The organism is Ulvibacter sp. 2305UL32-6 (genome assembly GCF_058148545.1).
Genome location: NZ_JBYVKA010000003.1, coordinates 262245 through 275261 on the forward strand (window position 1 = coordinate 262245; position 13017 = coordinate 275261).

Here is a 13017-nt window from a genome sequence, read left to right on the forward strand (position 1 = left end):
TTTGCAGTTTACTAACAGATATTGTTTAACTTTGCACCCTTAAATTGTATAAGGATCATGTTACAGGTAAACGAAATTAGAGAGAATAAACAGCAGTACATCACCGCCTTGGCAAAACGAGGTGTTGATGCAAACGAAATTTTTGATCAGGTATTGACTGCCGACGAAGAGCGTCGTGCAACACAAACAAGCCTTGATGAGATCCTTGCTCAATCGAATACCTTTTCAAAAGAGATAGGTATTCTTTTTAAGAATGGCGAAACCCAAAAAGCGAACCTTTTAAAACAAAAAACCGTTCAGCTTAAGGAAAGCTCTAAGGAGCTTTCAGATAAGCTAAACGCAACTGTTGAAAGACTTCAGGAGTTATTGTACACCATCCCGAATATTCCAAATATCGTCGTGCCAGCCGGTACCGATGAAGCCGACAACGAAGAAACTTTCCGTGAAGGCGACATTCCTGTGCTAGCGGAAGGTGCGTTGCCTCATTGGGAATTAGCCAAAAAGTATGATCTGATCGATTTCGAATTAGGTGTGAAAATTACGGGAGCCGGTTTTCCAGTTTATAAAGGCAAAGGCGCCAGACTACAACGCGCATTGATCTCTTACTTTTTAGATAAAAATACCGCAGCAGGTTACACCGAATATCAAGTGCCGCACCTAGTAAACGAAGCGTCTGCGTTTGGCACGGGACAATTACCCGACAAAGAAGGTCAGATGTACCATGTAGGCGTTGATGATCTATATTTGATCCCTACAGCCGAAGTGCCAGTAACCAATATGTTTCGCGGCGACCTGGTCATGCATACAGATTTACCCATCACTTGTACAGGTTATACACCTTGTTTCCGAAGAGAAGCAGGAAGTTATGGAGCTCATGTTCGCGGCCTAAACAGATTGCATCAGTTTGACAAAGTAGAAATTGTACGTATTGAACACCCAGACAATAGCTACGAAGCTTTAGATGGCATGGTTGAACATGTACAAGACATTTTACGCGACTTAAAATTACCATACCGAATTCTACGCCTTTGTGGAGGTGATTTAGGCTTTACATCTGCACTTACGTATGATTTTGAGGTGTTTTCAACAGCACAAGATCGTTGGTTAGAGATCTCTTCAGTGTCAAATTTTGAAACGTTTCAAGCCAACCGACTTAAACTTCGTTTTAAAGATAAAGACGGAAATAACAATTTAGTTCACACCTTAAATGGAAGTGCATTGGCATTACCGCGTGTTTTGGCGGGGATCCTTGAAAACTATCAGACACCTGAAGGGATCAAGATTCCAGACGTATTGGTGCCGTATTGTGGGTTTGACATGATATCCTAAACGATTCGTTTTTAACAACGGCTTTATTTTTGATATACGGTTTGAACATTGAAATCGTTATATTTATCCCATGCGCATTATTTTCATATTATTATTGCTAATTTTTTCTTCGGAAATCGTCGCCCAGAATGATCTTTTGGCGAAAAACTATTTGGAGCAAGGCGAATATGAAAAGGCGCTATCGATCTACGAAAAACTATATAAAAAAACACCCGGTCGCACCGATTATATCATGGCGATGGTTGAAGCCTATCAGCAATTAGAGCGTTTTGACGAGGTTGAAAGCTTGTTAAACGAACGCCTAAACGCACGCCGTGTGAGTCCGCAATTTTTTGTTGAGCTCGGTTATAATTATTCGCTGCAAAACAAAGATTCCATTGCTGCATCCTATTATAAACAAGCAATAGATTATTTGGAAGAAGCGCCAATTTATACCACAACCGTTGGAACCGCATTTCAGAAATACGGCTTACTCGATGAAGCAGTAGCTACCTTTGAAAAAGGACTCGAACTTGACCCAGATCGAGATTACAATTCGCAATTGGCGCGTCTTTATGGAGAACAAGGGAAAATGGATAAGATGTTTTCAAAATACATCGATCTTATTGAAAGAAATCCGTCGTATACCAGCATTGCACAACGAAATTTTAGTATGTACGTAACCGAAGATCCATTAAATGAAGCCAATGAGATCCTTCGGAAAACGCTCTTGCGTAAATTACAAGACAACCCGCAAACACTTTACAATAAGCTGTTAAGCTGGCTTTTTATTCAGCAAAAAGATTTTAAAAAGGCTTTTAGTCAAGAAAAAGCGATCTACAAACGTCTTGGCGAAGATGATCTTGAAGGCATCGTTGATTTATCTTTTATCACTTTTGCTGCCGAAGATTATGAGACTAGCGAAGACATTATAAACTTTGTCATTGAAAATTCGCCCACACCCGAATTACGCCTACGTGGATATCAATATTTGATGAAGCTTCGTATGAAAATGGCTTCGGAAAAAGACTACCCAAAGATCACCCAAGAATTTGAAGGCTTACTTTCTGAGTACGGTCGCGGGGTGGCAACATATATGTTGCAGATCGACTACAATCATTTTTTGGCTTTTCAAGCCGAAAATCCCGAACTGGCAATCAATAACTTAAAAGATCTTTCCGAGGAAAAACTAAGCGCTTATCAAGAAGCTCGGGTTAAAATGGAGTTGGCCGATATTTTGGTAATGGACGAAAAATTTAATCGGGCGCTTATCTATTACTCACAAATTCAGAGTAAGATAAAGAGTGATGTATTGGCACAAGAAGCACGTTTTAAAGTAGCAAGAACCAGTTATTTTAAAGGTGATTTTCCTTGGGCACAACTGCAATTGGAGGTGCTTCGGAAATCGGCTTCTCAATTAATTGCTAATGACGCTATGCAGCTCAGTTTAATGATCGCAGACAATTCATTGGAAGATACTACGCAAACAGCGCTAAAGAAATATGCACGAGCCGATCTGCTTTCCCTTCAGAATAAAAACAAAGAAGCCATTGTGGTTCTAGACGAGCTTCTACTTAGCCACAAGGGCGAAAGTATGGAAGACGAAGCTTTATTAAAACAAGGCGAGCTCTATGAAAAAATAGGTGAATACAGCAAGGCAGAAGCGAATTACAAAAAGTTGATCGAATTTTACAACGATGATATCTTGGCCGATGATGCACATTTTCGATTAGCACATTTATACGAAGAAAAATTACAGCAACCCGAACTTGCAAAAGAGATCTACGAACAGCTCATCTTCAATTTTGAAGATAGTATCTACTTTGTTGAGGCACGAAAAAAATACAGAATGCTGCGCGGCGACGCGATCAACTAAAAATTACAATTCTTTTTTATGTACATCTATAATGTCACCATTAATATTGAAGAATCTATAGAAACAGCTTGGCTTTCTTGGATGCAAACCGAACATATTCCAGCCATGCTAGCAACTGGAAAATTTTCTAAAGCGCTTATGACTCAAGTACAAGTAGAGGAAGATATGGGCGGTGTAACCTACTCGGTACAATATCATACCGATAGTAAAGAAACTCTAGAAAAATATTACGCTGAAGACGCCGAAACACTTCGCTCACATAGCAAGCCGTTTGAAGGAAAGTTTGTAGCCTTTAGAACCGAACTCGCCATTGTTTCTGAATTTCAGAAATAAACAGCCATGTCCCGCTTAATTGCTTCGCTGTTTTAAATCATACGAAAACGCAGCCTTGTCTCATTTCAATGGCGTAGCACATGCAAATAACCTATCTTTACGCCCTATGAAGGAGCCCATTCGCGCAAAAAAACACTTAGGTCAGCATTTTTTGATTGATGAGACCATTGCTGAAAAAATAGCAAATACCCTGCGTTTTGAAGGCTATAAAAATGTATTAGAAATTGGTCCAGGGACAGGCGTTCTAACCAAATATCTGGTAGAAAAAGATATAAATTTGGTCGCCATGGAGCTCGATAATGAGTCTGTTTCCTATCTCGAAGAACATTTCCCGCAGAAAAATTTACAGATCCTTGAAGCCGATTTTCTACGTGAAGACCTTTCAGATGTCTTTGGAACCGAACAATACGCCATCACAGGGAATTTTCCGTATAATATTTCTACCCAAATTGTTTTTAAAACATTAGAAAACAAAGAGCAGATCCCAGAGTTTTCGGGTATGTTTCAAAAAGAAGTTGCACAGCGCATCTGTGCAAAAGAGGGAAGTAAAACTTACGGCATACTTTCGGTACTAACACAAGCCTTTTATGAGGCAGAATACCTATTTACAGTACCGCCTTCCGTTTTCAATCCGCCGCCTCGCGTTGAAAGTGGGGTCTTACGACTTACCCGTAAAGAAAACCTACAACTGGGATGCGACGAAAAAATGCTTTACAAAGTGGTAAAAACCGCTTTTCAGCAACGCAGAAAAACACTACGCAACAGCTTAAAAACTTTCAATCTTTCAGATAAACTAAAAGAAGATACTATCTTTGGGCAGCGGCCAGAACAACTATCGGTAGCAGAATTTGTTGCCCTCACGCAAAAACTGGAAGACGATGCAATTTCAACTAACAACTGATCTTATTGAGAATATCGAACAGCTCATAGCCAACAAAGATGGCCATGCGTTGCGCGAACTCTTACACGACTATCACTTTGCCGATGTGGCAGAATTGATGGAAGAACTTAATAGTGATGAGGCGACCTACCTTATAAAACTGTTGGAAAGTGAGATCACTTCGGAAGCTTTAATGGAGCTAGATGAAGATCTCCGAGAGCGTATTCTTGAGAATTTAACGCCGAGGGAAATTGCGAATGAACTCGATGAACTCGACACCGATGATGCCGCCGATATCATTGCAGAACTTGATGCTGATATTCAGAAGAAAGTCATCGACCAGATGGAAGATGAAGAGCATGCGGCCGATATTGTTGAACTTCTAAATTACGACGAAAACACGGCGGGTGCCCTAATGGCAAAAGAATTAGTTCAAGTTAAGGAAACATGGACCGTTGCCGGATGTGTTCGCGAAATGCGCCGTCAAGCCGAAAATGTCACGCGTGTTCACTCAATTTATGTTACCAACAAGGAGGGGAAACTTACTGGCCGACTTTCACTAAAAGACCTACTTACAGCCTCCGAAAAAACAAAAATTAGCGAAGTCTTTATTCCAAAAGTAGACTATGTTACCGTGCATACTGAAAATGAAGATGTAGCCCGGATCATGCAAAAATATGACTTGGAAGCGATTCCTGTTGTAGATGAAGACGGTGTTTTGGTGGGGCGTATTACTATTGATGATATAGTAGATTTTATCAAAGAAGAAGCCGAAAAAGATTACCAAATGGCTGCGGGTATTTCGCAGGACGTTGAAGCAGATGATAGTGTTTGGGAACTAACCCGCGCACGTCTTCCTTGGCTATTTCTTGGTCTTATGGGTGGTGTTGGTGCGGCAGCTATCATGGGTGGTTTTGAGGAAGTGCTTAACAACCACGCAATTTTACTTCTATTTACACCACTTATCGCCGCCATGGCTGGAAATGTGGGTGTACAATCGAGTGCGATCATTGTGCAAGGTTTGGCAAATGATGATGTCAAAGGAAGTATTGCAAACAGACTTTTAAAAGAAATGCTTCTTGCCATGCTTAACGGCGCAGCGCTAGCCATTGTTTTGTTTTTCTTTATTTGGGGATGGAAAGGCACCATTGATTACGCCCTTTCTATTTCGGTTTCGCTGTTTGTTGTGATCATTGTAGCGGGAATTATTGGAACATTCATTCCGCTATTTTTACACAAGCGCGGCATTGATCCAGCGATCGCTACAGGTCCTTTTATTACAACGAGTAACGATATCTTCGGAATTTTGATCTATTTATATATCGCTAAACTTATTTTAGGGATCTAAGTTTTACTTCGGAAGAAATTATGACACCACAGATCTATTCTTTTTCACTTACAGTTTCCGAAGCACACATCGACGAACGCAAGCATGTCAACAATTTGGTGTATTTGCAATGGTGTCTTGAAGCCGCAGAAAAGCACTGGAACGAAAATACTTCCGAAGAAATTCGGCAAAAATATGTCTGGTATGTATTAAACCACAACATCTCATATCGCGCTGAAGCTTTACTGGGCGACAACCTAATAATCCAAACCTGGGTGGCTTCTTCCGAAGGTGTTAAAAGTGAACGACATTATAAAATTGTTCGCGATTCAGATCAAAAAGTTTTGGTGGAAGCACAAACCCTCTGGTGTCTTTTAAATGCGCAAACCTTGCGACCTACTGAAGTTACTTCAGAAATAAGCGATCTTTTTATATCAAAACAGTGACATTTTGTAACTTGAGGACATGAAACCAATTAACATTTCCGAAAAATTCAACAAATTTTCAAAGCATTGGCATCCGCATCAAATTGCGATCGTAGACGATATGCAGGTCATTCTCGCTAAAATAAAAGGTGAATTTGTTTGGCATAAACACGAGGAGGAGGATGAACTTTTCTTTGTTCAAAAAGGCACTTTGGAAATGCATTTTCGCGATTCGATAGAAATTGTAAAAGAAGGTGAGATCATTGTAGTTCCAAAAGGTGTTGAACATTGCCCAAAAAGCATAGGAGATGAAGAGGTACAGCTACTTCTTTTTGAAAAATTAAGTACGGCGCATACGGGAAATGTAGTTCACGAAAAAACACAGTCTGAATACCCGAAGATTTAATATCGATTTTAAACACCCAATTATGACAAAATTTTTAACCCAAACCGGATTAATACTTCTTTTTATCGCAGCTTCCTTGCCTGCAAATGCTCAGTTGAATATAAATACCAATCCATTTTGGGAAGGTGAAATTAAACTGCTTGATGGAAGTGTCAAATCGGGATTCGTACAGCCTCCCAATATTGCCGCGCAACGGAAAATTTCATATAAAGCATCTGCAAAAGGCTCCACAGAACATATTGAACGAAAAGAAATCGCTTCGATCAGAGTGACCTCAGAAAATGGAAATTCCTATTTCTACGATAATCTGCCCATAGGATCTATAAAGAAAGACAAAGTTTCAAAAAAGCGCTATTTGCTACTCGCTCAAGCGAGAAATAACTTTGTCACTTTTTATGTTATGAGTACGTATAAAGTTGATAATAGAAACGGAACTATTGATCTAGTGGCAAAATATATACAAGGAAAAGACATCCCAACATTTTCGTACTACATGAGTAAAGCAGATAAAACGGATGCGAAGCTGTATTACATGACAAGCCAATTGGGAGGCATTAAAAACAATGCTGAGCTACACTTTGCTGAAGATCCTGAGCTCGTTCGTAAAATAAAAAATAAGGAGTTAAAAGGTAGAGATATCTTAGAGATCATTCAACACTTTTTAACGACTACGGAAAACATGTAGTGATCAAACAAAACACAATATACTTTTTTAGCTTTAGTTTCAATGATGAAAATTCTACACCTAGACAATAACCACCCATTATTACGTGAAAACCTTGCAACCGCTGGCTTTGAAAATTCGGAAGACTATACTTCTCCAAAATCGGCCATCGAACAAGTGATCGAACATTACGACGGTATCGTGATTCGAAGTCGTTTTAATATTGACCAGCAATTTCTCGACGCAGCAACCAATCTCAAGTTTATTGCGCGTGTGGGCGCCGGACTAGAAAGTATTGACATTCCGTATGCTGAAAGCAAAGGAATCAAACTTTTCTCTGCTCCTGAAGGAAACCGAAACGCTGTGGGCGAACATGCTTTGGGCATGCTTTTATCTTTGTTTAACAAACTCAATAATGCAGACCGCGAAGTAAAGAATGGGCAGTGGAATCGCGAAGCGAATCGCGGCATTGAACTAGACGGAAAAACGGTTGGAATTATTGGCTACGGAAATATGGGCAAAGCCTTCGCTAAAAAATTACGCGGGTTTGACTGTGAGGTGCTTTGTTATGATATTAAGGAAGACGTAGGCGATGAAAATGCCCGACAAACATCCTTGGAAGAATTACAGGAAAAAGCAGATGTATTGAGTCTACACACTCCGTGGACCGAGCGTACCAATAAAATGGTTGACTCGCAGTTTATATATAGCTTTAATAAACCATTTTGGCTTATCAACACGGCACGAGGAAAGAGTGTTGTCACTTCAGATTTGGTCGATGCCTTAAAGAAAGAAAAGATCTTAGGTGCAGGACTTGACGTGCTTGAATATGAAAAATTATCGTTTGAATCTCTATTTACTTCAGAAGACCTTCCGAAGGCATTAGAACAATTATTACAGTTTGAGAATGTGATCGTGAGTCCGCACGTAGCGGGCTGGACAGTAGAAAGCAAGATCAAGTTAGCCGAAGTTATTTCAGAAAAGATCATTGCTAATTTCGGAGAAAAACCTTCCGAAGAGAGCATTGAAAAAAAGCAAAATTTACCAAAACGAGTCACAGGAATTGGTGGAATATTCTTTAAAACCAAAGACCCGAAAGCAACTAAAGAATGGTATAAAACTCACTTGGGTTTTAATACGGATGATTGGGGGTGTACTTTTTGGTGGAAGGACGAACAGGGTAAAAAAAGTTCGACACAATGGAGCACATTTCCAGCAGACACAACCTATTTTGAACCGGCTACAAAAGATTTTATGTTCAACTACCGAGTTGAAAATTTGGTTGAGTTATTAGCAGCCCTAAAAAATGAAGGAGTTACTATCGTTGGTGAGATACAGGAATATGAATATGGAAAGTTTGGCTGGATCATTGATAATGACGGAAATAAAATTGAACTTTGGGAACCAGTAGACGCCGCATTTCTGTAAAAATTGTATATTTATCTCTCAAAACTTAACAACTAAACCATGGAAGAAAACAAAAATGAAGGTTTCGACAGCACCGCTGACAAAATCGAAGATGCAGCTAAAGACACTGCAAATGATTTTAAAGAGGGTTGGAACGAAGTAACCAATAATCAAGAAAATAAAAAAATGATCGCCGGTATTTTAGGTATCGTTATTGGATCATTGGGAATTCATAAATTCGTATTGGGATATACTCAAGAGGGTATTATCCAAATTGTAATTACCATTGTTACCTGTGGATTAGGTGGAATTATTGGTCTTATAGAAGGTATCATTTACCTTACTAAAACTGATGAAGAGTTCTACCAAACCTACCAAGTTGGTAAAAAAGGCTGGTTCTAAAACTTTAAAGCCTTCTTGATTTATTTCGGAAGGCTTTTTTTATATGTTTTAATATCGTAATATTGCATTATCATAATTAAACTAAATTTCAATGGGCGTTTCAAAAAGACATTTGCATACCATGAGTGTGAATCAGCTAGCTGATATGGCGAAGGTGCTATCACATCCTGCTAGGATATCAATATTAAATTATATTGGCGATTGTGAAGGTTGTTTATGTAAGGACATTTCAGAAAAAATACGTCTTTCTCAACCTACTACCTCACAACATTTGCAGATCATTAAAAAGGCCGGACTCCTAAAAAGCAAATTTGAAGGGAAAAGTCAGTATTACAGAATCAACACCGACAAATTAACGGCGTTGAAAGAATTATTTCAAGAATTCTTTGAAACAACAGAGGCCAAGTGTTCTTAGTTTATCCTAAACCGATATAAATTAGTGCATCATGAAAACAAAAGATTTTTTACAACTTCTTGAAGCGAATAAAGATGCTTCTCTCCTATTTGAATATTCGCCTAATCGGTTGGTAGGCGCCAATTATCATATTACAGAGGTCAAACATATAAAGATTGATTCGGTTGATTGTGGAACCAACACCGACAATTGGAATGAAACCATTATTCAGTTGTGGGAAAGTCCGTCTGAACTAAGCAAAACTGAATTTATGAATAGCAACAAGGCACTTGGAATTCTTAACAAAGTGGCCGAAATAAGAGCTTTTGAAATGGAGGCGGAAGTAAGGTTTGAATACAGTAATGCATTATTTCATACCGCACAGTTATATGTTAGCGACTCAATAGTTCAAAATGGAAGCATACTGATCAAATTGACCGTTAAAAAAACCGACTGCAAAGCTAAAGAAACCTGTGGTGTACCAGAACCTTTAATTACGGCTGTTGCGGCAGCCGAAACATGTAGTCCAGGAGGCGGTTGTTGCTAAAATATGAAGATCATACCATTAGAAAAGGTTCATTTTCCAAGTGTCCTACAAATTTATACAGAAGGCATAAAAACAGGAATTGCTACATTTGAAACCGACGTTCCAAGTTGGGAGCAATGGAATAAAAAGATGTTGCCACAATGCAGATTTGTTGTTATTAAAAACGAGGAAATTGCAGGCTGGTGCTCTCTTAGCGCTGTTTCCAGGCGTGAAGTATATCGCGGAGTCGCAGAAAACACGATCTATGTATCGGCTGAATCTCGTGGTACAGGGATTGGTAAAAAACTACTACAGCATCTCCTCATTGAAAGTGAAAAAGCCGGATTTTGGACCATACAGGCAAGTATTTTTCGGCAGAATAAGGCGAGTATACAGCTACATAAAAACTGCGGCTTTAGAATAGTGGGTATCCGTGAAAAGATTGCTCAACGAGATGGCGTCTGGCATGACAATTTATTGATGGAGCGCCGATCAAATAAAATTATTTTACAGGAAACAGAAAAAGATCTGTAGCAAAATTACGATCAAATAAGACACGGGTTAAGATTTATTCTGACAGAATTATCATACTAAAATTACCTTTTGTCGATATTAAATGTATTTCATCGAAAAAATTACGTCGAATTAGACTATTTAACGGATTTATTTGCGCTTTATCGACGAATAAGCCTTACTTTTGTAAGACTCACTACCAAGGAGCTCATATTTACTCAAATTATATGTATGATTTTCCAGCAAAGCTGAATTCTACCGACCCCAACTTTAATAGTATGCCCTATTTAGTGCAAGATCAGCTACATATTGGTGTTTGGTTATTAGACCTTAAAGAACCTTATGAGGGAAAAATAAACCACTATTTCTGGAAGGCTTTGGGTTATAGTGATATGGAAAAATCTGTTGAGGTTGCTTCATGGCAATCATTTGTCGCCCCAGAAGATCTTCCTGCCACATTGCGTTCCTTTCAGAATTTTATTGACAAACCTCCCGTGTCTAATGAATATTCCAAAGTGATCAAGTTTTTACATAAAAATGGTTCTTCTGTGTGGATGGATTGTAAAGGTTTATTGAGACTAGACAAAAGCGACAAGCCACAACTCGCTCTTACGCTACACGACATAACCTCCTTTAAGGAGAAGGAATTGAAATTAGAGGAGAAGATAAATTTTTATACGCAGCTAATTGATGGTACTAATACAGGAACTTGGCAATGGAATGTTCAAACCGAAGAGCTGATTCTCAATGAATCATGGGCCGCTATTCTAGGATATACGCTAGAAGAATTAGGTCCATTAACATCAAACTTATATTACAAATTAGCTCATCCTGATGATCTAGAAAAATCGTCTAAACTCTTAAGAGATCATTTTGAAGGTAAAAACCCTTTTTACGAATGCGAAACTCGCATGAAACACAAAGACGGGCATTGGGTATGGATTAGAGACAAAGGAAAACTTATTTCACGGTCTAATGACGGACATCCAGAATGGGTTGGGGGTTCCCACCAAAAGATCTCGCAGCTTAAAAATGACCAGTATTTAGTTCATCGCTACAAGGATCTCTTAGAGCGTAGTAATGAGGCTGCAAGGATTGGTAGTTGGGAAATTGATCTGATTACTGAAAAAATGGCCTGGTGTAAAACAACGAAAGAGATCCATGAGGTATCAGACGATTATATTCCAAACATTAACAATTCTGTTGCTTTTTTTAAAGAAGGCGAATCACAAGAGCTTATTTTAAAAAGCTTTAAAGAGTGTATTTCAAGCGGCAAAAAATATGATATTGATCTCGAAATAATCACCGCCAAAGGTACTGAGAAATGGGTTAGAGCTATCGGTATCCCTGTCATGAAGAATGGCAACTGCATTCGCGCGTATGGTCTTTTTCAGGATATTGATAAGATTACTAAGGCCCAAAAGGAACTAGCGTTTAAGGAAGAACAACTTAGATTGACATTTGAAAATGCCGCCATTGGAATGGCGCTTGTTGACCTAGACGGAAAATGGCTTAAAGTGAATAATAGTCTTTGTGATATGTTAGGTTTTACTCCTGAAGAATTTCTTCAGTTGAAATTTCAAGATATCACACATCCCGTAGATCTCGCTAAAGATGCCCCATTTATTGAAGAAATGTTCCAAAACAAGAGAGATACCTTTAAAATTGAAAAGCGCTATATTCATAAAGATGGTACCTATGTCTGGGCTCACTTAGCTACTTCTATTATTAAAAATGACAAAAACGAGCCGCTTCATTTTGTGGCTCAGATCACTGATGTTTCAGAAAAAAAGAAATCCGACAAAAAAATTAAATCGTTGTTGGATGTTACTGTAGAACAAAATAAAAGACTTTTAAATTTTGCTCACATTGTTTCCCATAACCTCCGCTCACATTCTGGAAATTTCTTAATGCTTTTAGATCTAATAAAGGAAGAAGCTCCAGAACACGCCGAAAACGAATACTTTCCTCATTTAACTACGACAGCGAACAACTTAATGGAAACGATCTCACAACTGAATGAAGTGGTGAGCATGAATACAGAGATCAACAAAAATCTAAAACCAGTAAATTTAAAAGGTTCAGTAGAGAAGGCAGTTACCAGTATTTCTTCTTCTTTATTCGACGCTAAATTGCAGATCCTAATAGACATTGACGAAACTATTGAACCAATGGTTATTCCTGCTTATCTGGACAGCGTCATCTTAAATCTACTCACCAATGCAGTAAAATACCGCGCAACCAGCCGCGATCCCTACCTACAAATAAGTGCCGTAAGCAATGAAGAGTCTATTACCATCGTATTTAAAGACAACGGCGTAGGCATCGATATGAAGCTTTATGGCTCTAAAATTTTTGGGATGTACAAAACATTCCACAGTAATCAAGACAGTCAGGGAATTGGTCTCTTTATCACAAAAAATCAAGTGGAAGCCATGAATGGTACTATTGAGGTAACAAGTCAGGTTGACATCGGTACAACTTTTACAATACATCTCGAAAACTAAACTCCTATGTTTAACATGGCCTAGTAACTCTAGTTTCTGCGCTGTAGTT

14 protein-coding genes are annotated in these 13017 nt (G+C 38.8%); all 14 read left to right on the forward strand.

Going from position 1 to position 13017, the window contains the following annotated elements:
* Positions 1-57: 57 nt before the first annotated feature.
* The 14 genes from serS (at position 58) to ACY2RU_RS10980 (ending at position 12968) form a co-directional block, all read left to right on the forward strand.
* Positions 58-1329 carry a serine--tRNA ligase gene (gene serS, locus ACY2RU_RS10915; protein WP_490138493.1) on the forward strand — a complete coding sequence of 424 codons (1272 nt, stop codon included), beginning with the start codon at positions 58-60 and terminating at the stop codon, positions 1327-1329.
* Between the two features lie 70 nt (positions 1330-1399).
* The gene (locus ACY2RU_RS10920; RefSeq protein ID WP_490138494.1) at positions 1400-3184 is read left to right on the forward strand and encodes a tetratricopeptide repeat protein; all 1785 of its coding nucleotides are present in this window, start codon (positions 1400-1402) and stop codon (positions 3182-3184) included.
* 18 nt (positions 3185-3202) lie between these two features.
* A complete protein-coding gene (locus ACY2RU_RS10925) occupies positions 3203-3517 on the forward strand; it encodes a DUF4286 family protein (RefSeq protein ID WP_490138495.1) in 315 nt (104 codons plus the stop codon).
* Positions 3518-3623: 106 nt separating this feature from the next.
* Positions 3624-4418 (forward strand): 16S rRNA (adenine(1518)-N(6)/adenine(1519)-N(6))-dimethyltransferase RsmA, encoded by a 795-nt coding sequence (gene rsmA / locus ACY2RU_RS10930; protein WP_490138496.1) that lies wholly within the window; start codon positions 3624-3626, stop codon positions 4416-4418.
* A complete protein-coding gene (gene mgtE / locus ACY2RU_RS10935) occupies positions 4396-5745 on the forward strand; it encodes a magnesium transporter (RefSeq protein ID WP_490138497.1) in 1350 nt (449 codons plus the stop codon). Before rsmA ends, mgtE begins: the two co-directional genes overlap by 23 nt.
* A 20-nt stretch (positions 5746-5765) precedes the next feature.
* Positions 5766-6170, forward strand: coding sequence for an acyl-CoA thioesterase (locus ACY2RU_RS10940; protein WP_490138498.1), 405 nt, complete (start codon positions 5766-5768; stop codon positions 6168-6170).
* Positions 6171-6189: 19 nt separating this feature from the next.
* Complete coding sequence (locus tag ACY2RU_RS10945) at positions 6190-6555, forward strand: cupin domain-containing protein (protein WP_490138499.1); 366 nt, start codon at positions 6190-6192, stop codon at positions 6553-6555.
* A gap of 22 nt (positions 6556-6577) precedes the next feature.
* On the forward strand, positions 6578-7240 hold the full coding sequence (locus tag ACY2RU_RS10950) for a hypothetical protein (protein ID WP_490138500.1): 663 nt from the start codon (positions 6578-6580) through the stop codon (positions 7238-7240).
* Between the two features lie 45 nt (positions 7241-7285).
* Entirely contained in the window at positions 7286-8647 is a 1362-nt protein-coding gene (locus ACY2RU_RS10955) for an NAD(P)-dependent oxidoreductase (RefSeq protein ID WP_490138850.1), read from the forward strand.
* Between the two features lie 39 nt (positions 8648-8686).
* Positions 8687-9028 carry a TM2 domain-containing protein gene (locus ACY2RU_RS10960; protein WP_490138501.1) on the forward strand — a complete coding sequence of 114 codons (342 nt, stop codon included), beginning with the start codon at positions 8687-8689 and terminating at the stop codon, positions 9026-9028.
* Between the two features lie 91 nt (positions 9029-9119).
* On the forward strand, positions 9120-9443 hold the full coding sequence (locus ACY2RU_RS10965) for an ArsR/SmtB family transcription factor (protein ID WP_490138502.1): 324 nt from the start codon (positions 9120-9122) through the stop codon (positions 9441-9443).
* A gap of 31 nt (positions 9444-9474) precedes the next feature.
* Entirely contained in the window at positions 9475-9969 is a 495-nt protein-coding gene (locus ACY2RU_RS10970) for a DUF6428 family protein (protein WP_490138503.1), read from the forward strand.
* A gap of 3 nt (positions 9970-9972) precedes the next feature.
* A complete protein-coding gene (locus tag ACY2RU_RS10975) occupies positions 9973-10482 on the forward strand; it encodes a GNAT family N-acetyltransferase (protein WP_490138504.1) in 510 nt (169 codons plus the stop codon).
* A gap of 206 nt (positions 10483-10688) precedes the next feature.
* Entirely contained in the window at positions 10689-12968 is a 2280-nt protein-coding gene (locus tag ACY2RU_RS10980) for a PAS domain-containing sensor histidine kinase (protein WP_490138505.1), read from the forward strand.
* The last annotated feature ends 49 nt before the right edge of the window (positions 12969-13017 follow it).